The organism is Methylophilus sp. VKM B-3414 (genome assembly GCF_032248435.1).
GTDB classification, from domain to species: Bacteria; Pseudomonadota; Gammaproteobacteria; order Burkholderiales; family Methylophilaceae; genus Methylophilus; species Methylophilus glucosoxydans.
Genome location: NZ_JAVTLI010000004.1, coordinates 55,223 through 78,531 on the forward strand (window position 1 = coordinate 55,223; position 23,309 = coordinate 78,531).

Genomic DNA, 23,309 nt, shown 5'->3' on the forward strand with positions numbered 1-23,309 from the left:
CAAACAATCCCTTGCTTGATCAGCTTGTTGTGGTTGAGGCGACGCCAAACACAAAATGATGTGTAATTCGTCTGCATATTCACCTAATTTTGCACTGTCTCTAGTACAATCCGAGTATAACATACTGATAAAAATCAACGATTACCCAGGTAATAGCTCATGAACGCAACATTAAAAAAATATTTACTCGTGCTTGGCGTCTTTTTAAGCCAGGCGGCCTTCTCCGATACCGTGCTGGCCGGTCAAACCAATGTCGAGTTGCGCGAAATCAACCAGCTCTCTGAGCAGGGCAATCAGGCAGCAGCGCTGGATCGCGTGAATAACTATTTGGCAGCCAACCCGAAAAATGCCGAAGCCATGTTTATGCGTGGCGTGATTCTGGTCGAGCTGGGCAAGCGGGACGAAGCGATCAAGGCTTTTACCGAATTGACTGACAAATATCCTAGCCTGCCTGAGCCTTATAACAACCTGGCCGTGCTGTATGCGGATCAGGGGCAATATGACAAAGCGAGAAAAGCGCTGGAGTCTGCCATCAAAACGCATCCAAGTTATGCCACGGCCCATGAGAATCTGGGCGATATTTATGCACGTCTGGCCTCTGAGGCTTATGACAAGGCGCTCAAGCTGGATACTTCAAATAGCCGTGCGCAGAATAAGCTGGCCATGATTACGGATCTGTTCGGCGGAAAGCGTGCGCAAGCGCGTCCAGCGACAGCTGTACCACCTGCCGCGAGCGTATCGCCTACGCCGCCCACCAATAATGCGGCTGTGAATCCACCGGCAGCGGTGACGCCACCGGCTGCGACCGCCCCTGTGACCAATAATTCTCCCGTGACAGAGACTAAAAAACCGGTCGTCACTGAAGTAAAACCGCAGGAGATCAAGCCGGCTGAGCCAAAACCAGTAGAGTCCAAGGTCGCTGAGTCCAAGCCAACAGAGTCTAAATCTGCCGACAGTAAATCGTCGGCACAACTCGAGCGCGGAGTGTTGGATGCGGTAAACGCCTGGGCGGATGCTTGGGAGGCACAAAATGTAGAGCGCTATCTGAACAGCTATGCCAAAGATTTTAAAACACCCGCAGGTGAGCCGCGCAAACAGTGGGAATCCACGCGTCGTGATCGCGTGAGCCGGCCAAGTAAAATTTCGGTCAAGTTGAGCAATATCGATGTCAGGATGGAGGGCGACAGCAAGGCAAAAGTCACCTTCCGTCAGGCCTATAAAGCAACCGGCCTGGATGCGAACTCAAACAAAACACTCAATATGGTCAAAGAAGGTGGTCGCTGGTTGATTCAGCAAGAGCGTGTAGGCAAGTTTTAAATTGGCGCACTTGCCTCTGGGGGCCTCTTGCATGATGCATGCTGGTGTTCTTGAGGCGGGTCACACCAAAGCCGCACTGCGGCGCCTGGGGCCTGAGCACACGGGTTTTTACTGAAACAATTGTATAATCATGGTATGAGTCGGTTGAGAAAGTACTGTTGTATTGCGTTTGTCAGCGCTGCGCTTTTGCCCTGGAATGCAACTGCGGTTAACCATGAGGCGTTAACCGCCAGGTTGTTCATGCAAAGCAAAAACACCAATGCGGTAGAGCGCATGTTGGTGCAGACTTTGCAGTCTATCAAAGAAGGTCATTTGCAACAGGCGCTGGATTATGTCGATCAGTTACTCGCCATCTCTCCCAATTTTGCACTGGCGCACTTGATTCATGGCGATCTCTTATCCGCCAAAGCCAGAATCCTGCATGGCTTTGGCGATGCGCATGTCGCCGATGTCAGCCGTATCCAGGACTTCAAAGAAGAAGCCGAGATTCGGATTCGTAATTACTTTGACCGCAATCGTGGCTTGACCCAACCCAATCTGCTGGTTGAGTTGTCCGAAAAACAAAGCCATGTCCTGTTTGTCGATACCGCACGCTCCCGTGTCTATGTCTACGAAAAAGGCAATGACAATGAGCTCAAGTACATGGCTGACTACTATGTCACGATAGGAAAAAATGGCATCGGCAAAAAAGACCAGGGCGACAAACGCACACCTATTGGTGTGTATTTTGCCTCGCGCAAACTGAACCGTCCCTTACCAGATTTGTATGGCGATGCGGCTTATCCGCTCAACTACCCGAACGAAATAGATAGCTACGAGCGTAAAACAGGCTCGGGGATCTGGATTCATGGCACGCCACGCGATACCTACAGCCGTCCGCCAAGGGCCAGCGATGGCTGTGTTGTGTTGTCCAATCCTGACATGCAAGCGTTGCAAGGTATTTTGCAAGCTGGCAATACGCCCGTGGTAATCGGGGTGGATTTTCAATGGGTGACACCCGAGTCCGCCCGCCAGCAAGATCGTGCCAAGGCTGATCTCAAACAGGCAATCGAGCGCTGGCGTAAAGACTGGATGGCGCAAAATACAGAGGCTTATCTGTCGCACTACACGCCTGACTTCTTTTACTCTGATGGTGATTTGTCTAAATGGGCCAGTTACAAACGCCAGATTCAAGCGTCCAAGCCCAAGGTCAATATCAATTTGTCTGATGTCAGTATGTTCACCTATCCGAACGCCAAGCGCAATATGGTGGTCGTAGACTTTGAGCAGGAATATATTAGCGCTGCGCTCAGGAATGTCATGAAAAAACGGCAGTACTGGGTGCAGGAAAACGGTGAATGGAAAATTCTTTACGAAGGATCAGCTTAATGCGTGTGTGGTCAAAATTAGTAGGTGTGTGCTTGATGTTGGCTGTGAATCTGGCCATTGCAGCAACGCAGGTCATGTTTGAAACCAATCAGGGTAATTTTACGGTAGAGGTTTATCGTGACAAGGCACCTAAAACCGTGGATAACTTTTTGCAGTATGTGAAAGACGGTTTTTACAGCAATACCATTTTTCATCGTGTGATTGGCCGTTTCATGATTCAGGGCGGAGGCTTTGACCGTGACCTCAACGAAAAACCGACCCGCGCGCCCGTCGTCAATGAGGCGGCTAATGGGTTGATCAACCAGACTGGCACGATTGCCATGGCCCGTACACCAGACCCTAACTCGGCCACCGCCCAGTTTTTCATCAATGTTGCAGATAACCAGTTTTTGGATTACACCAGCCCGGAACCAGACCGTATCGGCTACTGTGTCTTCGGCAAAGTGGTGTCTGGCATGGATGTGGTATTCAAAATCAGCAACTTACCGACAGGTAACCAGCGCGGTTTTTCGGATGTGCCCTATCGTACGGTCATCATCAAACGTGCAACGATAGTCAATTAATTGAGCTTATTGATTGTCGCAACCTTTAATCAACGGAGAATATTTTGGTCAAACTGACGACTAACTTTGGCGATATCACGCTAGAACTCAACGCAGAAAAAGCACCGATCACGGTCGCTAATTTTTTGAGCTATGTAGAAAAAGGCTTTTATGATGGCGTGATTTTTCATCGCGTGATCAAAGACTTCATGATTCAAGGCGGTGGCTTTGATGTCGACATGAAGCAAAAACCAACTGACGCGCCGATCAAAAACGAAGCCGATAATGGCCTCAGCAATGACAAATATACCATTGCCATGGCACGTACCATGGTGCCAGACTCAGCGTCTGCCCAGTTTTTCATCAACGTGAAAGATAACGATTTCCTCAACTTTAGCGCACCCACCACTCAAGGTTGGGGTTACTGCGTGTTCGGTAAAGTGGTCGAAGGCATGGACGTCGTGGATAAAATCACAGCAGTCAAAACAGCTAGCCGCGCTGGTCATCAGGATGTGCCGGTTGAACCTGTGGTGATTGAAAAAGCAGTTTTGGTTGCCTAGGGCATGACCACCTGGATCATTTCTGATCTGCACTTGAGTGCGCAAAGGCCTGCGGTAACGCAGGCTTTTTTGCATTGGCTAGACACCGTGGTTAGTCAGGCCAACGCATTGTATATTCTCGGTGATTTTTTTGAGGTCTGGGTGGGTGACGACCTGCTGCAAGACGCCGAGTATGGCCGAGCATTTTTGCCAGTCGTCCAGGCGCTTAGGGCTTTATCAGCACAAGGGATTCAGCTTTATTTCATGCATGGCAACCGCGATTTCTTAATCGGGGATGCCTTTGCTCAAGCCTGTGGCCTCACGTTACTCCAAGACCCTGCACGCTTGCAGATGGCAGGCAAAAGTATTCTGTTGAGTCATGGGGATGCGCTATGCACGGACGATGTGGCTTATCAGCAATTTCGTCAGCAGGTGCGCAGTCCGGCCTGGCAACACGCTTTTCTGTCGCAGCCGTTGGCAGCACGCATTGCCTTTGCCCAAGAAGCGCGTAGCCAGAGTGCGCAAAACAAAGCCAGCCAAAGCATGCAGATCATGGATGTGAATGGCGAGGCGGTCAACCAGTTGATCCGCGATAATCACTATCCGGATGTGTTGTTGCATGGTCATACACACCGTCCAGCGATACACCCTTTGCTGGTCGATCAGCATGCCTGTGAGCGTTGGGTGTTGGGGGATTGGCACGACACCGCAGTGGTGGCACGTTTGGATGCTGCTGAAATGCAGTTAGTGACGTTATCACTTGATGCGTAATTGCTATTTTTTGTGACTTACTCACTCCGCACATAAAAAAGACAGCGCTTTTAAGCGCTGTCTTTTTTATGTCAGATCCAGGTTCAAACCGTCAAAGAATTACTTTTTGACTTGTTGACCAAATTCATGTGGACGGACTTGCGCGGCGACTTTATCCAAGACGCCATTGATGTATTTATGACCGTCTATGCCACCATAAGCTTTGGCGAGCTCCACGCCTTCATTGATCGCGACCCGGTACGGGATGCTGACATCAAACATCAGTTCATAACCTGAAATACGCAAAATGGCATGTTCGATTGGACTCAGTTCTTCGAGTTGACGGTCAATAAACTGGCCGATCATGGCGTCGATTTGCTCGGTCTGCTCGAGTACCCCGGTCAGCAGTTGCTTGAAATACGCTTCATCCGCTTTGAAATAGTCCGGGTCATCCAAACTGTCCAGGCGCAGTTGTTTGACGTCGCCCGCATTCATACGGTTGCGGTACAGGGCCTTGAGCGCCAGCTCACGCGATTTGCGGCGATTTTTGCTACCTTTGCTTTTGCTGGGTGCTGCCTGATCAGCACTCATAGTGCATTCACCAGATTGGCCATTTCAATCGCGACTTGTGCAGCTTCAGCGCCTTTGATGGCCATGCGTGCTTCGGCTTGTTCGTCGTTTTCGGTGGTCAGGATGGCGTTGGCCACGGGCACGCCAGTGTCACGCTGCACTTCGGAAATGCCACGCGCGGACTCGTTGGACACCACTTCAAAGTGATAGGTCTCGCCGCGGATAATCGCACCCAGGGCAATCAGGGCATCGAAATTTTCTGACAGCGCCATGTGTTGAAGAATCAGGGGCGTTTCAAGCGCACCAGGGACGCTGGCAAGCGTAATATCTTCAGCAGCGACGCCCAGTTTGAGCAGTTCTTGTTCGCAGGCGTTAAGCAAACCTGCACCGATGTTGTCGTTAAAACGGGAAAGAACGATACCGATTTTTTTACCGGTACCGTCCAGATTTTGGGCAATTTTGTTCACTTTGAGTCCGTGGGTTAACACATAAAAGTGCTATTTTAACCCAAACGGCTGCTTTACGGATTATGCGAACAATGACCAGGCTTTTTGTACGGTCATCCAGATGCCGTAACTGATGGGGATTAGTACCGCCAGCCAGGCCAGTTTTACCAGTATGGCAGGTGTTGGCGTATCTGTTTTAGCCAGACTGACTGCGTTGTCTGCCGGTTTTTTGCCGCTTTGCTGTTCAGCCGCCAGTTCGCTGTCGGACATGAAGTATTTGTCTGCCACTGGCCGGACCAGCAAATTGGCCGTGAAGCCCACCCCAAGCAAAGCCGCCAGCGTCATGAATATCGGCGCATAAATGTCTGCATACGGAACATGAGCCTCCAGCCTCACATCGTGCATGTAGTTGACGATGACGGGCCCCAAAATCCCTGCGGTCGACCAGGCGGTTAACAGGCGGCCATGAATCGCACCGACAAACTGCGTGCCAAACAGGTCTGCCAGGTAGGCGGGAATGGTCGCGAAGCCGCCGCCGTACATGGAGGCGATCACACAAAACACCAGTAGGAACAAGGCTAGTTGATGATGGTTGGCGGCATAGGTGCCGCAGACATACATCATGATGCCCAGCACAAAAAAGATAAAGTAAGTGGTTCTGCGCCCCAGCTTATCGGAAGAGGTGGCCCAGCCGATACGGCCAAAAATATTGAACAGCGAAATGAGACCGACAAAGCCTGCGCCAACAGCGGCTGCTGTGGCGGTTAATGCTTCGTCTGCCTTGATCTCGGCAAAGCCCAGTTGTGGCTGGCCTATCAATACGCCACCAAAGGTCTCTTGTAACATCGGCGCTGCTGCGCCAATAATACCGATGGCTGCGGACACATTCATGCACAAAATCAGCCATAACAGCCAGAACTGTGGCGTTTTATGGGCATTTTTCAAGTGTACATGCCGGGTGGCTACCAGTCGGTTGTGTTGTACATCGGGTGGCGTCCAGCCAGCAGGTTTCCAGTTGGCGGCGGGGACACGGTAACCCAGCGAACCACAAGTCATGAATACCGCGTAAATCAGCGCCAGCACCACAAACGTTTGCCAGACACCAGGGTCTGTCGGTGTGGCAAACATCGCCATCAGCTTAGTCGCCAGAGGTGAGCCTATCATGGCGCCCCCGCCAAAGCCCATAATCGCCAGGCCGGTCGCCATGCCGCGCCGATCTGGGAACCATTTAATCAGGGTGGAAACGGGTGAGATGTAGCCTAGCCCCAAGCCGATGCCGCCGATGACGCCGCTACCCAGCCACATCATCCAGAGTTGATGCTGGTGTATGCCCAGCGCCGAAATCAGTAAACCACCGCACCAGCAAAGCATGGCTACCAGGCCGGCTTTACGTGGTCCTGCCCGTTCCAGCCAGCCGCCCCAAATGGCCGCCGAGCAGCCAAGTAAGACAAAAAATAAGGTATACATCCAGCCCAGATCAAACTGGGTCCAGTTACAGTCGGTGGCGGTCAATGCTTTTGCGGTGCCGGCCAATTTGTCGGCGAAAGTGGATGCGCCTGCAGCACAGGCGGCAACAGGTTTGCCGTCTGGTCCGGTCAATGCATTGCCTAACGGTTTCCAGAACACGCTAAACCCATAGGCCATGCCTATTGAAAGATGTACTGCCAATGCGGCTGGCGGTACCAGCCAGCGATTAAACTGATTGCCGGCTGTAATGTGTTCTTTGGAAAGATTAATCAAGATAAAGCCCCTCATTTACGTCTGTTACATATTGTTACAATTTGCCCCAAAAGGCAATAACAGTCTTGATTAAATTTATGTGATGTTGTCATTAAAATGTCATAATTCATTCATAAACTGGCGAGCATTCAATTAAGTAGTTTGATCTCAATATTGCTCGAAGGGAGTGTCATGGCTGCAGCGAATATTTTGGTGGTAGAAGACGAACCGGCGATCCAGGAATTGCTGGCGTTGAATATCAAACAGGCGGGGCATCATGCTATCCGTGCCACCAGCGTTGAACATGCACAAATGTTGTTACGCGAAACGATGCCAGACCTGATTTTACTGGACTGGATGTTGCCTGGCATGAGCGGGATCGAGTTTGCGCGCAGGCTTAAATCTGACAGCATGACCAAAGAAGTGCCGATTATCATGCTCACTGCCCGCGGCGATGAGTTTGACAAGGTGCGTGGTCTAGAAGTGGGTGCGGATGATTATGTGACCAAGCCATTCAGCCCGCGTGAATTAAATGCACGCATCAAGGCCGTGTTGCGCAGACGTGCGCCGCAGATGACAGATGATCCGATTGAAATTGCCGGCTTGCATCTAGACCCGACTACCCATCGTGTGACTGGTCATAATGTCCATATTCCACTGGGCCCTACCGAATTCAAACTGCTGCATTTCTTCATGACCAATCCGGAGCGTGTGCATAGCCGTACGCAACTGCTGGACAAGGTGTGGGGTGACCGTGTCTTTGTTGAAGACCGTACCGTGGATGTGCATATCCGTCGTTTACGCAACGCACTGGTGGCCTCCAATCATCAGGAAATGATTCAGACTGTCCGCGGTTCAGGCTACCGTTTCTCCGTGCATACCGATCCTGGTACGCAATAAGCATTCTTCCTTAATTTGACAAAATACGAGCAAGACCATGGGTCTTGCTCTACCATCCGGCAGGGTGTCGTGATACGCTTGCGCCTGTTTCATTTTTTTAATGGCAAGGCCCATGAACGCTGCTGCAAATGCTTCCTTGAATGAGTCACTTTACCGCTGGTTGATCCGGCTGTTTTGGCTTGTACTGGTCGCATGGGTGGCGTTGACCTTCCGTCAGCATGGCATCAGCAATGATGAGTATGTGCAGCATACCTATGGCCAAATGCTGCTCGACTGGTATCAGTCGGGATTCAAGGACCAGGACGCTTTTCATTACCGTAATCTATATCTCTATGGCGGCCTGTTCGATATTATCGCGGCCGCACTCGACCCCTATATCCCGGTCATGATCTGGGATATCCGACACCTGCTCTCGGCCTTGTTTGGCTTGCTTGGTTTTTATGGTGTCTCGCAATTTGGCCGGTTGCTAGGCGGCCCCCGTCTGGCACTGTTGGCAATGACCATGTTGTTTTTGACGGTGTCGTGGTCAGGCACCATGTTTACCCATACCAAAGATGTTCCGTTTGCGACCTGCATGCTGTGGGCGCTGTATGCCACCGCCTTGGTGGTGCGCGACATGGAACTGGTGAGTGGCAGAGTCATTGTCCTGCTTGGCTTTGCGGTCGGCGGTGCGCTTGGCTTGCGCGTGGGCGGCGCCTTTGCCGTGATTTACCTGGTTTTGCTGGTCATGCTGCGGGCCTGGCTCGATCACAGGCAACTGCATACCCCGATATTTTCGCGCCTGGTGCGTATGGTGTGGGTGTTGCTGCCTGCGGCAGTGCTGGCGTTTGTGTTTATGGCCATGTGCTGGCCGTGGAGCGTGATCGAGGCCGACAACATGCTGGAGGCGGCCAAGTCGTTCTCCCATTTTGACTTTAATATGCAAACCATCGCCAACGGGGTGGTGTATAACATCAGCGAAGTTCCACGCAGCTATTTGTTCCAGTATCTGGCGGTGAAGTTGCCTGAGGCAGCGCTATTGGCGTTTGCCGGGGTTGTCCTGCTATGGCTGCTGAATAGACGGTCACTGCGCCTGGCCGACAATGCAACACGCATGCCTATGTATACGCTGTTGATGGGCATCCTGTTTCCGTTGGTCTTTGTCATGGATGACCGTCCCGCTTTGTACAATGGCGTCCGACACTTTACCTTTATCTTGCCCTTGCTGGCCATCTTGTCTGCCTGGTCTGTGCGCGCGGTTTGGCAGGCCTGCGTGCAGTGCACATCGTCCTTGCATTATCACGCGCAGGCGCTGTGGGCGGGTGTTATCGCCGGACTCATGCTGGTAACGCTGGTGGATATTGTGCAAATGCATCCGTATCAATACGTCAGGTTGAATCGTCTGGTCGGCGATCAGGTACAAGCACAGTTCAAGTGGGAGGGCGATTACTGGTCCAGCGCCTTGCGGGCGGCTGCGGCCCAACTCACGGCCCTGCATTTGCCCGCGCGCGCCCAGCCTTATTGGGTGGCTGCCTGTGTGGACACGCCGCAAATCGAGCCCTATCTGGATGGCCGTTTTAGTGTCACCCGTCGCTGGGAGGAAGCAGATTTTTTCCTCTCCACCACCAATATGCATTGCCACGAGGTCATGCAAGGCAAACTCATCAGTGGCGTCCAGCGCGATGGCATGTGGCTGGCGGTAGTCAAGGACCGTCGTCACTTGCAAGGGGCGGATCGCAAAGCGACGCCAGCCAAAAACTAACCGCAATCCGCTACAATAGTCCCAGTTATTTTTGAGTATGACGCCATGACCACTGCTGTTAGCCATCGCCAATCTGCCCAGCCGCATATGACGGTGATGGTGCCTGCTTACAACGAAGAAAAAAATATTGCAAAAACCTTGCAAAATATCCGGCAAGATTTGCAGCAAATGTCGCCCAACTGGGACATTGTCGTGGTGGATGACGGTAGCCGAGATCAGACCTCACTTGTGGTGCAGTCGCTGGTGGACGAGTGTCGTGTGACCCTGGTCAAGTTCTCCCGCAACTTTGGCAAGGAAAATGCCATCAGCGCTGGCCTGACTTATGCCAAGGGTGAGATCGTCATTTGTATGGATGCCGATGGTCAGCACGCTTCAGATCTGATGTACACCATGCTGGAAAAGTGGCGGGAGGGATATGACATGGTCTATGCCGTGCGTCAGGACCGCGAGCAGGAATCGCCTTTCAAACTCTGGGGATCTCGGCTGTTTTATCGCATGATGAGTAGCAGCACCCATGTGGAAATCCCACGCGACGCCGGTGATTTCCGCCTGATGGACCGTAAAGTGGTCGATGCGCTGTGTGCACTGCCAGAACGCAACCGCTTCATGAAAGGTATCTATGCCTGGGTTGGCTACAAGTCGATCGGCATTCCGTACACCCCATTGCCGCGGTTGCATGGTGAAAGTGCTTATTCAAAACTCAAGCTGATTGCCTTGGCCTGGACTGGCATTACCAGTTTCTCGGTGTTGCCTTTACGTCTGGCCAGCCTGACTGGTGCCACCCTGGCTATTCTGGCGTTTGCTTATGGTCTGCTGGTGGTCATTGATGCGCTGTTTTTTCATGAGTCTGTCCCTGGATGGCCCACGGTCGTCGCCAGCATGATGTTCCTGTCTGGTGTGCAGTTGTTGTTTATCGGCGTGCTTGGCGAATATCTGGCACGTGTTTACGATGAGGTCAAAGGGCGGCCACCCTACATTGTGGCAGAAGTCGTCACGCCTGCGCCATCAGCGGATTCCCGCTAAGCGTCCCATGCGTGCCTCGGTACTCGGGTTTGTCAGTGTTGGTGCCTTCGCGGCCGCCGTCCATTATGTCATGGCGCTACTGGCCCATGCCTGGGGCCTGTCACCGGCACAGGCGAATTGGATCGGCTTTTTATGCGCATTCCCGGTCAGTTACCTCGGTCATCGGCTATGGTCTTTTCGCGGCACACAAGCCAATCATCTGGCGGCATTCTGCAAGTTTTTTGCGGTGGCCTTATTGGGGTTCTTTGGCAATCAGGCCCTGTTATGGCTGGGGCTGAACTATACGCCGCTGCCTTTCTGGCTGGTGCTCGGCTGCGTGATGGTGATGGTCGCGGCAAGCACCTGGCTGCTCAGCCGCTTTTGGGCGTTTCAACACCATGAGGGCCAAGCATGACGCAGCTGATTATTTGTGCAGATGATTATGCGCAGTCCGCCGAGATTGATGACGCCATCCTGGCCTTGATCGAGCGCGGCGTATTGACCGCCACCTCTTGCATGACCCTGAGTCCGCGTTGGTCAGAGAGTGCCGGGTATCTCACGCCGGCCATCCGCAATTTGGCAGACATCGGCTTGCATCTTGATTTCACGCAGTACGCGCACACCTCACGCTTTGCACATCCCGTCCTGATCATGCGCAGCCTGTGCGGCATGCTCAACCCTGCAGATGTGACGGCGAATATCACACAGCAACTGGATGCCTTTGAAGCGGCCTTGCACACGCCGCCTGATTATATTGATGGTCACTTGCATGTGCACCAGTTGCCAGTCATCCGCGAATCGTTGATCACACTCATGCAACAACGCTATGGCCATCTGCCCGTGGATCAACGTCCCTGGTTGCGTATTTCCAGCCCGCCAGCAGCAACCGGTCTCAAGGCGCGCATTATTCATTGGCTAGGCGCACAAGCCTTGCAGCGACAGGCAAGTGCGGCTGGTTTCCGGGTCTCGCCAGTCTTATTAGGCGTCTATGATTTTCAGGGCGATGCTGCCGCCTATCAGGCACACTGGATAGAATGGGCCAGACAACTCAAGCAACTGGCGCCTGTCAGGCAAAACGAATTGCCACCTGTGCTCATGTGCCATCCTGCCCGGCCAACACAGACGGTGGATCCCTTGGACCCCATCGCCATTGCGCGCATGATCGAGTGGCAAGTCATGCAGTCCGCCGATTTTTCAGCCTGGCTTAAGATGGCAGATTTACAGCCGGTCAAAGGCCACCCGAAAGGCCTGCCATGCGCGTAATCACCGCCTGGCTCAGCCAGGCCTCGTTGATGCAACAAGCCGTTCTCTCGTGTCTGTTAGGCGCGTTAACGGTGTTTGGTTTTGCGCCGTTTAACCTGTTTTGGCTACCGTGGCTGACGCTGGCAGCGTTGCTGGTAATTTGGCAGCAGGCGGCCACACCCGCGCAAGTGTTCAGGCTGGGCCTGGCGTTTGGCTTGGGCTTATACGGTGTTGGTATCTACTGGATTTATATCAGCCTGCATACCTTTGGCGGCATGCCCTGGTGGTTTGCCGGTTTTTGTACCTTTTGCCTGTGCGCCTTCATGGCGCTTTTCCCGGCCCTCGCGGGTTATCTGGCAAAAAAAGTCGGTCATCTGCTATGGTCTGCGCCACTGCTATGGGCCTTGTCCGACTGGGTGCGTAGCTGGATTTTTACGGGGTTCCCCTGGTTGACCTTGGGCTACAGTCAGGCCCCAGATAGCCCGCTCAGCGGTTTTCTGCCTGTCGTTGGCATCTATGGCGTCTCTGCCTTGCTCATGCTGGGGGCTGCCAGTCTTGCTTGCCTGCTTATCACGCCGCAGCGTAAACCGGCTTTCATCATGCTCGCGCTATTGTGGCTAGGCGGCAGCCTGCTGACACTGGTGCCGTGGACGCAGCCTACGGGAAAACCTGTCTCGGTCGCCTTGCTGCAAGGCAACATTAGCCAAACCATCAAATGGTCGCCTGAGCACGCGGAACAGACCCTGCGTCAGTATTTCGACATGGTGCAGCAAACACGAGCCCAACTGATGGTGCTGCCCGAAACCGCCTTGCCAGTGTTGCTTGACCAACTTGCGCCCAGCTATCTCGATGCTCTCAAACAGCACGCAGTACAGCAAAAAGGCGACCTCTTGGTGGGCGTTGTTGAGTCCAAACAAGACCAGTACTTTAATAGCGCCATCAGCCTGGGCACCTCTCCCACACAGTCATATTCCAAAAGCCACCTGGTGCCTTTTGGCGAATTTATTCCGCTTAAAAGCCTGTTCGGCTGGATCTACCGTGACTGGCTGCATATGCCGCTCAGCGATTTATCCCGCGGCACATCGAAACAGCCATTGCTGATTGCCGGGCAAAAAGTCGGCGTCAATATCTGCTATGAAGACGTGTTTGGCGAAGAAATTGCCCAGCAACTGCCGCAAGCCGAGCTCTTGGTCAATATCAGCAACGATGCCTGGTACGGACAATCGTTTGCGGCCGACCAGCATATGCAATTCAGCCAGGTGCGCGCCATTGAAACCGGGCGGATGGTGTTGCGCAGCACCAATACGGGCGCGACCGCCATCATCGATAAAAATGGCCAGGTATTGCAGCATGCACCGCATGATGAGGCGGTGATATTGACGGGGGAAGCGCAGAGCTACCAAGGAAAGACGCCTTATGTTTTTTGGGGGAATTGGGCGTTTTTGGTCTTGAGTGCGGCAGGATTGATCTGGATTAGGGTAAGAAGGTAATTCTCGCTCTTGTGTTTGCGGATTGAAGTAGACCAGTCTTGTCGCTAGCGCAGTTACGTCTGCGTGGGTTTAAGAGGCGATTCTTACGACATTCTGTGTCCACATCAAGGTTGATTGATAGAGTAGTAGGGTGGGCATGGATGCCCACGCGGATAGTTGCTTGTAATCTGTGATGTTCTATTTCGCCACTCGGCGAGTGATTTTTCTTTGCTTGCTCAAAGAACAAGTCAGCAAAAGAAAGTGCACCCCAGCTTCCACTGATTCCCTGCGGTGCTCGGCTTAGGGATTTCGTCCATTGCTTTGCCGGACTGAGGCTAAGCGTTCGCGAAACTCATCTTGGCTAGAGCTGCCAATACGGCTTCACCTGAAGCTCAGCCTATGCCGCAACACGGTGCTGGACGAGGTGACTTTCTGGAGGGAAGTCACTGGTCTAAAGGCGAAAAGATTGCCTGACTAGTCAGCCAAACATCAAGGCGAAGAAGAATTGCTTGCTCATTTAACCCCTCTTTTCCCTACCAAAAAAGTGCTGATACAAAATCGGCAAGACAAACAATGTCAAAAATGTCGCTGTGATGAGGCCACCAATCACCACAATGGCTAATGGCCGTTGAATCTCAGCGCCTGGTCCGGTGGCAAACAATAAGGGAATCAAGCCAAAGGCGGTGATGCTGGCGGTCATGAGTACTGGCCGCAGGCGGCGTTTGGCGCCTTCGTAGGCGATGAGGCTGGCGGCCATCCCTTGTTCGGCCAGGTGTTGGAAGTGACTGACCATGACGACGCCATTTAGTACGGCGATCCCTAGCAGCGCGATAAAGCCGACCGAGGCTGGGACAGACAGGTATTCACCTGACAGCCACAGTGCGAATACGCCACCGATCATGGCGAATGGGATGTTGGCGAGTATGAGCAGGGCTTTTGGCAGGGAGCCGAAGGTCATGAACAGCAGCAGGGCAATCAGTGTGACCGCAATCGGGATGACGATGCTAAGCCGTGCGGCGGCACGTTGCTGGTTTTCAAACTGGCCGCCCCATTTCAGCCAGTAGCCTTCGGGTAGCGTTACTTGCTGTGCCACTTTTTGCTTGGCTTCTTCTACAAAGCTGACCAGATCGCGCCCTTTGACATTGGCGGTGACGACGACCATGCGGTTGCCGCGTTCGCGGTCTATCTTGACCGGGCCTTCTTCGCGCACGACGTGGGCGACACTGGAAAGGGGGACGGTATCGCCTTGTGGCAGCGCCAGCATGAGCTGGCTGAAGTCGGCGGCGGATTCGCGCACGATCTGGCTGCCGCGTAGCAAGATTGGGGTGCGGCGGTTGCCTTCCAGCACGATGCCCAGCAATTTGCCTTCGAGCTGGCTTTGCAGCAGGGTGTTGATGTCCGCCACGCTGAGGCCGAGTCGGCCGGCGGCGACGCGGTCTATCTTGATTTGCAAATATTGCACGCCACTGTTTTGCGGGGTATAGACATCTTGATTGCCCGGGATGGATTCGAGCACTTTGATGATTTGCTGCGCTTTCTGGTCGAGTACGTTGAGGTCTGTCCCAAAGATTTTGAGCGCCAAATCACCACGCACACCGAGGATCATTTCGTTTACGCGCATTTCGATCGGTTGCGTGAAGTTGTAATCCAGGCCAGGAATGCTGTGCATGACCTGGCGCAGCTTTTCGATCAGCGTGGCTTTGTCTGGCACTTGCCATTGGTCACGCGGTTTGAGCGCCAGAAAATTATCGGTCTGATTCACGCCCATCGGGTCCAGGCCCAGTTCGTCAGCGCCCGCCCTGGAGTAAACGCCTTCGAGTTCTGGCACTTGTTGTAGCAGGGTTTGTTGCAGATGATTATCTGTTGCGATGCTTTGTTGCAGGGAGATAGAAGGCAGTTTTTCGGTGCCGATGATGATGTCGCCTTCATCCATGGTGGGCATAAAGGTTTTGCCGATCAGCGGATAGACTGCGCCGGTGAGCACCAGCAGGATAACCGCGGCTAAAAGCACAGGGCGCTTATGTTGCATGGCCGTGTTCAGTGCGCTGGCATACCAGTGATTGAGGTGCCGGATCAACCATGGCTCTTCGTTGGCCTGGTCGCGGATGAGGAACGAGGCCAGTACCGGAATAATGGTGAGCGATAGCAACAACGATGAACCGAGAGCGAACATAATGCTCAGCGCCACCGGCGCAAACAGCTTGCCTTCCAGCCCCTGCAGACTGAGCAAGGGGAGGAAGACGGTCATGATGATGATCATGCCGGCACTGACAGGCACACTGACCTCGCGCATGGCCGCGAGAATGATGCCGAGTTTATCTGTGGTGGGTGAGGCTGGGTTGTGCGCCAGATGTTCGACGATGTTTTCGACCACCACCACGGCAGAGTCGACCAACATGCCAATGGCGATGGCAAGGCCCCCCAATGACATGAGATTGGCTGACATGCCATAGTGCTGCATCAGCCAAAAGGTGGCGAGCATGGCCAGGGGCAAGGCACAGGCGACCGTGAGCGCTGCACGCAGGTTGCCTAAAAACAGTACCAGTAAAATCAGCACCAGCACTACCGCTTCCATCAGCGCCTTGTTCACCGTGTGCACTGCGTGTTCGACCAGATTGCCACGGTCATAAAACACATGAATGGTGACGCCCTTGGGGAGGGTGGGGGCGATTTCATCCAGTTTGGCACGTACGCCTTCCACCACTTGTCTGGCGTTCGCGCCCCTTAAGCCCAACACCAGGCCTTCCACCGCTTCACCTTTACCATTACGGCTGACGGCACCGTAACGTGTCAATTCCCCGATGCGGACTTCGGCAACATCCGCGATGCGTATGGGGCTGCCCTGGTGACCTTTGAGCACGGTATGGCGCACATCATCCAGCGTCTTAAAAGCGCCTTCAGCACGTACCAGTAAAGATTCTTCGCCATCCTTGAGGCGGCCTGCACCATCATTGCGGTTGTTTTCGCTGATGGCTTGTTGCAGCTCGCTCAAGGCGACGCCACGTGCCTGCAGCTTGGTGTTATCCGGCACGATTTCAAAGCTGCGCACCAGTCCACCCAGGGCATTGACATCGGCCACGCCAGGCACGGTGCGCAAACGTGGACGAATCACCCAGTCCAGGAGCGAGCGCTTTTCCTGCAGGCTGAGCGTGTCCGATTCAATGGTGAACATGAACATTTCGCCGAGCGGAGTGGTCATGGGGGCGATGCCGCCAGAAATCTCGGCGGGCAAGTTGGGCCAGGCATTGTTGAGCCGCTCGGTGACTTGCTGTCGCGCCCAGTAGATATCGGTGCCGTCTTCAAAGTCGATGGTGATGTCGGTCAGGGCATATTTCGCCACCGCGCGTAAACTGGTTTGTTTGGGGATGCCCAGCATCTCGACTTCAATCGGTGCGGTAATCCGCGTCTCAACTTCTTCCGGCGTCATGCCCGGTGATTTGATGATAATTTTGACTTGCGTCGAAGAGACATCCGGGAAGGCGTCAATGGCAATGGTCTGATAAGCGGTCCAGCCTGCGAACAGCAGGCCGATCGCAAACACGCACACCAGTAGCCGCTGCTTGAGCGAGGTTTCAATGAGCCAGTTCAGCATGCTTATTCTCCCCCCATGCCCAGCCAATAACCTTTTAAGGCGGCTACGCCATGCGTGGCGATACGCTCATTGCCGGTTAAATCGGCTTTGATAATGAGCTGTTGGTCTTCTTCCAGCAGAATGTTGACGGGCATGACGGTCACGCCGTTGGCTTGTTGCACAAAAATCAGGGCCTGTTCGCCCTGGCGGGCCACCGCCGTTCTCGGCACGGCAAAACTGTGTTGTGTCGTATGCTCAACCAGCGCCACATCTACGATTTGCCCGATAGACAGTTGCTCGGCGCCTTCGCTAATCACGGCACGGACTTGCGTTGTTTGGTTGTTTTTGTTGAGCTTGCGCAACACGGTTTCAACTTTGGCGCTCAGCCTCAACTTGGGCAATTTGACGGCTGTGCCAGGCGTCAGTGTGCTGGCCTGAGTCATCGGCAGCTGCATCATCAGCCATAACGGCTTAGGATTCATGATCGTGAAAATCGGCATGGCCATGTCCACGCGTGCACCTACGGATTGCTGCTGATCCATGATTTGGCCGCTGATAGGCGCAATAATGACCATGCCGTTTTGCATGCTGCGTTTTTGCGCCAGCTGATGGATTTGCGTTTCGCTCAGGCCAGACAGCTTGAGGGTTTGTTGCCGCTCATGCATGAGCGCCTGGCTGGTTTCATAGGCGCTTTGGGTTTCCTGCATCCGGCGCTGGGCAATAATGCCGTCCTTGAATAATTCCTGGTCACGTTTGAGGGCTTGTTCATGCAGTCTGGCCTGGGTTTCTGCTTGCAGATAATTGCTTTGCAAGGCGATCAGGTCTGGGCTGCTGAGCTGGCCGATGACCTGGCCTTGTTTCACACTATCGCCGACACTGACATTCAGTTTGGTAATCAGGCCGGCTTGTGGCGCGGTGACCACGCGTGTTTGCGTGGGCGGCAAGACGACTTCTGCGGGATAGCTGGCAGAAAGACCGGTTTGCTGGGCTTTCAACGGCCCCCATTGCACCTGCATTTGCTGCAGTTGTGACGCGGTCAGTGGCAAGCGTGTGGCCGCCAGGGTGTTCAACGACAGGCAAGCCGCGAGCGTGAATAACAGTATTTTTTTCATGGGAGGACTCCTACGGCCTGATTGTATTTGGCGATATTCCATTGCACTTGAAGTTGCTGGCTGCTCAAACTGCGTTCAGCTTCAAAAGCCAGCAGTTGCAGGCGTAATAATTGGTTGAGGTCAAGCTCGCCCAGCCGATAGGCTTTGCGTGCCAGCGCAAAATTTTCACTGGCGATGGCTTGTTGTTGCTCGATCACGGCGAGCTCCTGGCGGCTGACATGCAGGTTGTGCTCAGCCTCGTGCAGGCTGTTTTCGAGCTGGCGGCGCAGGGTTTCCAGTTGCATGCGGGCATCGCCGATATTTTGTTCTGCATTGGCAATCAGGGGCGCACGCTGCACTTCGCTTTGCAGCGGGATGTTGACATAAAGCCCCATGCTGCCATTGAATTTGCTATCAAAACCACCCTGTATGGTGCGCGTATTCACCGTGAGCGTCGGGTTTTGCCGCTGCTCTATCATGGTCAGGTCACGCTGCCCTTCTGCCAGCTTGACTTTTGCTTGGGCTGCCAGCCAAAACGGGGATTCTGTATAGCCTTCACGGCTGGAGAGGGATTCTTCGAGGCGGGCTGGCATTTCATTCAGGCCGGTCAACTGCTGGTAGCGAAATTGCGCATGCATGAGTTCTGCCTGGGCCGTGATCCACAAGCGCTCAGCCTGCAAGGTTTCCTGGCTGGTTTGCATCACCTCGAGTTTGGCCACTTCTCCCGCCCGAAAGCGTTTTTGCACATCCTCGGCAATGCTGCGCAAGGTGTCGCGTCTGCTTTCTGCCAGACGCAACTCATTACGGCGCATGGCAATCTCCCAAACTGCATTGCGCAACAAGTCTGCCGCCAGCTGTTGCAGGCTGGCCTGGTCCTGTGACAGGCTGTTATCAGCCAAACTGGCCACCTGGCTACGCGCTTCGCGTTGCCCCGGTAGCCAGATCGGGATTTGCATTTGTGCTTGCCATTCGCGCTCATCGCGATCACTCAGCCAGGCATCGTTTTGATGAGAGAAACCGACGCTAGGTGCCAGGGGCAACCAGCTTTTTGCCATGATTTTGCGTGCGTTGACCATTTGCTGATGCGCGGCCAGCAAGGCTTGTTGCGGGTGAATGGCCACCACCTGCTGCAAAACCTCGTGCAGTGACAGGCGTGCATTGAGTGCCACGGTATCTTCGTGCTCGGTAGGATGCTGGGCGACACTGGCGGGCAATTTCTCGGCCAGCGCTGGTTGCGCAAGCCAGACGCCGCAGGCGGCAAGCCAGGCGATCAGCAGGGAGCGGTTGACTCCCCTAACTAAATGAAACATAGAGACTCCTGAATAAAACAGGCAAACGGATGGCTAATGCCAACCGGTGCTACGCGTATTTATTCAGGCGTAAGGCGGTGCGCGTGGGGCGTGGCAGGCGAGAGTGAGACTGGACGGAGCGCGTTCCTGACGGTGTCGCTCAAAAGGTTTTTCAGATCGTTGCAGCGCGATTGCCAGCAACAGTAGTGCGGGCAAAATGGCGGCGGGCAGCCAAAAGCTGGCATAGGCATCTATCAGTGATGACAGCGGATTGCTTTCGCTGATGGCTTGGCCTAAGCCGATGATTTGACCATGCGATTTGTTGGAGTGTACATGCCAGTGAAAAGGGTGCTTGGAAGCTTCGGCCTGAGTATGCAGGGCGGGGATATCAACCATGTGCATGTGCGGACCGTCATCCGCCGCGGTATCGCCAGCAGCATGGGCGTGCATGAGCGGCGCGACGGTTTGCAGCAAGGCAAACCATAGCGTCAACAACAATACCCATGTGCGATAAGTGTTCATCTTCTCAATCTAACAAAATTCAGTGAATGCCACAATCGCAAAAAGCCGTAAAAAAAGCATTCAACTCTTCAAATGGGGCTGCCAGGTAGCTGGACAAGGCCTGAATGCAATTTCTTTACCCGGGCTGAATCAGGTAAAATATTGGTTTTACATTTATATGGATCAGGCGTCATGGTACTGACCTTTCAGCAAATTATTTTAAAGCTTCAGGAATACTGGGACAAACAAGGCTGCACTTTGTTGCAACCTTACGATATGGAAGTGGGCGCTGGTACCAGCCACACCGCAACCTTTTTGCGCGCCTTGGGCCCTGAGCCCTGGAAAGCCGCCTATGTGCAGCCTAGCCGCCGCCCCAAAGATGGTCGCTATGGCGAAAACCCAAACCGTTTGCAGCATTACTACCAATTTCAGGTGGTACTGAAGCCCGCCCCGGCCAATATCCTGGAGCTCTACCTCGGCTCACTTGAGGCACTGGGGTTTAATCTGAAAGAAAACGATATCCGTTTTGTCGAAGATGATTGGGAAAACCCGACGCTGGGCGCTTGGGGGCTGGGCTGGGAAGTCTGGCTCAACGGCATGGAAGTGACGCAATTCACCTATTTTCAGCAAGTAGGCGGTATTAACTGCAAACCGATCACCGGTGAGATTACCTACGGTCTGGAGCGGTTGGCCATGTACCTGCAAGGCGTGGAAAACGTCTATGACCTCGAATACTCGCCCGGCGTGAAATACGGTGATGTATTCCACCAGAATGAAGTGGAACAATCGACTTATAACTTTGAGCATTCTGATGCGGATTTCCTGTTCACGGCCTTTAATGCACATGAGAAACAGGCCAAGCATTTGATGGAGGTGAAGCTCGCGCTGCCAGCGTACGAGCAAGTGCTCAAAGCCGCGCATACGTTTAACCTGCTGGATGCGCGCGGTGCCATTTCCGTCACCGAGCGTGCCGCTTATATTGGCCGTATCCGCAACCTGGCGCGCGCCGTGGCCGCCAGCTATCTCGATAGTCGCGCCCGTCTGGGCTTCCCGATGGCGCCTAAAGCCTGGGCGGATGAAGTCATCGCCAAACTGGAAAGCGAACAAGCCGAACAAAACAAGAAAGCCGCCGCATGAGTACCCGCAATCTGTTAGTTGAATTATTTGTAGAAGAGCTGCCGCCCAAAGCACTGAAAAAACTGGGCGAGTCGTTTAGTAGTGTGCTGGCCGAGAGCTTGAAAGCTTCTGGCCTGGTGGCAGAAGGCAGTGTAGTCACCTCCTTTGCGTCACCCCGTCGTTTAGCCGCACATATCACACAGGTATCCGAAAAAGCGGCGGACAAGCAAGTCGCGCAGAAACTGATGCCAGCAACCGTTGGTCTTGATGCCAACGGGCATGCAACGCCGGCATTAGTGAAGAAGTTGCAGGCCTTGGGCGAGAATGAAAGCGCGGTTGCCAAATTGCGCAAGGAGCACGATGGCAAGGCCGATATTCTGTTTCTGGATGCCACCCAAGCGGGGGCGACCTTGCAAGAAGGCTTGCAAAAAGCGCTGGATGAAACGCTAGCCAAATTGCCTATTCCCAAAGTGATGACTTACCAGATCAATGATGGCTGGGAAAGTGTTCATTTTGTGCGGCCGGCGCATGGCTTGGTCGCCTTGCATGGCGATACCGTCGTGCCGATTTCAACCCTGGGGTTGACGGCAGGCAACACCACGCAAGGGCACCGCTTTGAAGCGAAAAATCCGGTGGTGACGCTCACGTCTGCCGACACCTATGCGCAACAACTGGCGGATGAAGGGGCGGTGATTGCGAGTTTTGATGCGCGCCGTGCAGAGATTGTGCAGAAATTGCAAGCCGCTGCTCAAAAGCAAGGCTTGACGCCGATTGACGATGACGACCTGCTGGATGAGGTCACTGCCCTGGTGGAGCGTCCGAATGTATTGCTGGGCCAGTTTGAAGAAGCGTTTTTGGCGGTGCCGCAAGAGTGCCTGATCCTGACCATGAAGGCCAACCAGAAATACTTCCCGCTGCTGGATGCCAATGGCAAGCTGACAAATAAATTTTTAATTGTGTCCAATATTAACCCGGCCGATCCAAGCAAGGTGATTGGCGGTAATGAGCGCGTGGTGCGTCCGCGTCTGGCCGATGCCAAGTTCTTCTTTGACCAGGACCGCAAAAAGACGCTGGAAAGCCGTCTGGCGGGCTTGGCGAGAGTGGTTTACCACAACAAGCTCGGCTCGCAAGGCGAGCGCAATGAGCGCGTGGTGGCGATTGCCACCGCGATTGCGCAACACATCGGCGGTGACGGCTTTGTCGCCAAAGTGGCACAAGCCGCGCGCTTGTCCAAGGCTGACCTGCTGACCGATATGGTCGGCGAGTTCCCCGAACTGCAAGGCATTATGGGCCGCTACTACGCCCAGCATGAAGGCTTGGCCGATGACGTGGCGTATGCGATAGAAGACCACTACCGCCCACGCTTTGCCGGTGATGAGTTACCACGCAGCCAGGTAGGTGTGGTGGTGGCCTTGGCCGATAAGCTGGAAACCCTGGTTGGGTTATTCAGCATCGGCGAGAAGCCCACTGGCGATAAAGACCCGTTTGCTTTGCGCCGTCAGGCCCTGGGCATTTTGCGTATGCTGATGGAAACCGATTTGCCGTTGGCCTTTGACCAGTTAATCGCACAAACGCTGAGCGTCTTTCATGGGGATGCCGAGGTGGCAGAAGCCATCCAGGCTTTCTGCTTTGATCGTCTGGCGGTAAACCTGCGTGACCAGGGTGCGACTGCGCAAGAGGTGGATGCGGTATTGTCCTTGTCACCTAACCAGTTGGCAGAAGTGCCGCGCCGGTTAAGTGCCGTGCAAGCATTTGCCAATTTGGCAGAAGCGCCTGCGCTGGCGGCTGCCAATAAGCGTGTGTCGAATATCCTTAAGAAAGTTGAAGGGGACGTTAAGGCCGAAGTGAACGACAGTTTGTTGCAAGAGGCGGCTGAAAAAGCCTTGTATCAGGCCCTGGCTGACACCAAGCCTAAAGCAGATCAGCTGTTTGAAGCAGGCGATTACACCGCTTCGTTACAGGCACTGGCCGTGCTTAAGGCGCCGGTGGATACCTTCTTTGATGAGGTCATGGTGAATGCCGAGGACCCTGCCTTGAAAGCCAATCGTCTGGGACTGCTGGCGACCTTGCATCAGGCCATGAACCGTGTGGCTGACTTGTCCAAGTTGGCCAGCTAAACAGCCGTCAGGAGTGTAG

General features: G+C 53.9%; 20 protein-coding genes. 13 read left to right on the forward strand and 7 right to left on the reverse strand.

Annotated elements, in window-relative coordinates; all coding sequences use genetic code 11:
- Nucleotides 1-159: 159 nt before the first annotated feature.
- The 5 genes from Q9292_RS06080 to Q9292_RS06100 all read left to right on the forward strand — a co-directional run bounded on the left by Q9292_RS06080 (nt 160) and on the right by Q9292_RS06100 (nt 4,537).
- Nucleotides 160-1,317, forward strand: a complete 1,158-nt coding sequence (locus tag Q9292_RS06080; protein ID WP_313985975.1) for a tetratricopeptide repeat protein — start codon at nt 160-162, stop codon at nt 1,315-1,317.
- A gap of 120 nt (nt 1,318-1,437) precedes the next feature.
- Entirely contained in the window at nt 1,438-2,685 is a 1,248-nt protein-coding gene (locus tag Q9292_RS06085) for a L,D-transpeptidase family protein (protein ID WP_313985977.1), read from the forward strand.
- Nucleotides 2,686-2,720: 35 nt separating this feature from the next.
- A complete protein-coding gene (locus tag Q9292_RS06090) occupies nt 2,721-3,248 on the forward strand; it encodes a peptidylprolyl isomerase (protein ID WP_409934474.1) in 528 nt (175 codons plus the stop codon).
- 44 nt (nt 3,249-3,292) lie between these two features.
- Nucleotides 3,293-3,787 carry a peptidylprolyl isomerase gene (locus Q9292_RS06095; RefSeq protein ID WP_313985980.1) on the forward strand — a complete coding sequence of 165 codons (495 nt, stop codon included), beginning with the start codon at nt 3,293-3,295 and terminating at the stop codon, nt 3,785-3,787.
- A 3-nt stretch (nt 3,788-3,790) separates the two neighbouring features.
- Nucleotides 3,791-4,537, forward strand: a complete 747-nt coding sequence (locus tag Q9292_RS06100) for a UDP-2,3-diacylglucosamine diphosphatase (protein ID WP_313985983.1) — start codon at nt 3,791-3,793, stop codon at nt 4,535-4,537.
- Between the two features lie 99 nt (nt 4,538-4,636).
- Here Q9292_RS06100 and nusB read toward each other — a convergent pair whose 3' ends face one another.
- The 3 genes from nusB to Q9292_RS06115 are packed head-to-tail and all read right to left on the reverse strand — an operon-like array spanning nt 4,637 to nt 7,176.
- A complete protein-coding gene (gene nusB / locus Q9292_RS06105; RefSeq protein ID WP_194749292.1) occupies nt 4,637-5,107 on the reverse strand; it encodes a transcription antitermination factor NusB in 471 nt (156 codons plus the stop codon).
- Nucleotides 5,104-5,553, reverse strand: coding sequence for a 6,7-dimethyl-8-ribityllumazine synthase (gene ribH / locus Q9292_RS06110; protein ID WP_194749293.1), 450 nt, complete (start codon nt 5,551-5,553; stop codon nt 5,104-5,106). Before ribH ends, nusB begins: the two co-directional genes overlap by 4 nt.
- A 60-nt stretch (nt 5,554-5,613) precedes the next feature.
- A complete protein-coding gene (locus Q9292_RS06115) occupies nt 5,614-7,176 on the reverse strand; it encodes an OFA family MFS transporter (RefSeq protein ID WP_409934475.1) in 1,563 nt (520 codons plus the stop codon).
- A 267-nt stretch (nt 7,177-7,443) separates the two neighbouring features.
- On the opposite strand from Q9292_RS06115, the gene phoB reads away from it, so the two are divergent.
- The 6 genes from phoB to lnt all read left to right on the forward strand — a co-directional run bounded on the left by phoB (nt 7,444) and on the right by lnt (nt 13,626).
- Nucleotides 7,444-8,151 carry a phosphate regulon transcriptional regulator PhoB gene (gene phoB, locus Q9292_RS06120; protein ID WP_194749295.1) on the forward strand — a complete coding sequence of 236 codons (708 nt, stop codon included), beginning with the start codon at nt 7,444-7,446 and terminating at the stop codon, nt 8,149-8,151.
- 112 nt (nt 8,152-8,263) lie between these two features.
- The gene (locus Q9292_RS06125; RefSeq protein ID WP_313985992.1) at nt 8,264-9,892 is read left to right on the forward strand and encodes a hypothetical protein; all 1,629 of its coding nucleotides are present in this window, start codon (nt 8,264-8,266) and stop codon (nt 9,890-9,892) included.
- A 45-nt stretch (nt 9,893-9,937) separates the two neighbouring features.
- Nucleotides 9,938-10,915 (forward strand): glycosyltransferase family 2 protein, encoded by a 978-nt coding sequence (locus Q9292_RS06130; RefSeq protein ID WP_275356638.1) that lies wholly within the window; start codon nt 9,938-9,940, stop codon nt 10,913-10,915.
- A gap of 7 nt (nt 10,916-10,922) precedes the next feature.
- On the forward strand, nt 10,923-11,309 hold the full coding sequence (locus Q9292_RS06135) for a GtrA family protein (RefSeq protein ID WP_275356639.1): 387 nt from the start codon (nt 10,923-10,925) through the stop codon (nt 11,307-11,309).
- Nucleotides 11,306-12,157: a ChbG/HpnK family deacetylase gene (locus Q9292_RS06140; RefSeq protein ID WP_313985998.1), complete on the forward strand. Its 852-nt coding sequence runs from the start codon at nt 11,306-11,308 to the stop codon at nt 12,155-12,157. The genes Q9292_RS06135 and Q9292_RS06140 overlap by 4 nt, the downstream gene beginning before the upstream one ends.
- Entirely contained in the window at nt 12,148-13,626 is a 1,479-nt protein-coding gene (lnt, locus tag Q9292_RS06145) for an apolipoprotein N-acyltransferase (RefSeq protein ID WP_313986001.1), read from the forward strand. The genes Q9292_RS06140 and lnt overlap by 10 nt, the downstream gene beginning before the upstream one ends.
- A 496-nt stretch (nt 13,627-14,122) precedes the next feature.
- Here the strand turns inward: lnt and Q9292_RS06150 are convergent, their stop codons facing one another.
- The 4 genes from Q9292_RS06150 to Q9292_RS06165 form a co-directional block, all read right to left on the reverse strand.
- Nucleotides 14,123-17,197, reverse strand: a complete 3,075-nt coding sequence (locus Q9292_RS06150; protein ID WP_313986004.1) for a CusA/CzcA family heavy metal efflux RND transporter — start codon at nt 17,195-17,197, stop codon at nt 14,123-14,125.
- A 2-nt stretch (nt 17,198-17,199) separates the two neighbouring features.
- Complete coding sequence (locus tag Q9292_RS06155; protein WP_313986007.1) at nt 17,200-18,288, reverse strand: efflux RND transporter periplasmic adaptor subunit; 1,089 nt, start codon at nt 18,286-18,288, stop codon at nt 17,200-17,202.
- Nucleotides 18,285-19,577 (reverse strand): TolC family protein, encoded by a 1,293-nt coding sequence (locus tag Q9292_RS06160; protein ID WP_313986010.1) that lies wholly within the window; start codon nt 19,575-19,577, stop codon nt 18,285-18,287. Before Q9292_RS06160 ends, Q9292_RS06155 begins: the two co-directional genes overlap by 4 nt.
- Before the next feature lie 63 nt (nt 19,578-19,640).
- Nucleotides 19,641-20,078, reverse strand: coding sequence for a hypothetical protein (locus Q9292_RS06165; RefSeq protein ID WP_313986013.1), 438 nt, complete (start codon nt 20,076-20,078; stop codon nt 19,641-19,643).
- Nucleotides 20,079-20,249: 171 nt separating this feature from the next.
- Between Q9292_RS06165 and glyQ the strand changes: the two genes are divergently transcribed.
- Nucleotides 20,250-21,194 carry a glycine--tRNA ligase subunit alpha gene (gene glyQ, locus Q9292_RS06170; RefSeq protein ID WP_275356646.1) on the forward strand — a complete coding sequence of 315 codons (945 nt, stop codon included), beginning with the start codon at nt 20,250-20,252 and terminating at the stop codon, nt 21,192-21,194.
- Nucleotides 21,191-23,290: a glycine--tRNA ligase subunit beta gene (gene glyS, locus Q9292_RS06175; protein ID WP_313986017.1), complete on the forward strand. Its 2,100-nt coding sequence runs from the start codon at nt 21,191-21,193 to the stop codon at nt 23,288-23,290. The genes glyQ and glyS overlap by 4 nt, the downstream gene beginning before the upstream one ends.
- Nucleotides 23,291-23,309 lie beyond the last annotated feature (19 nt).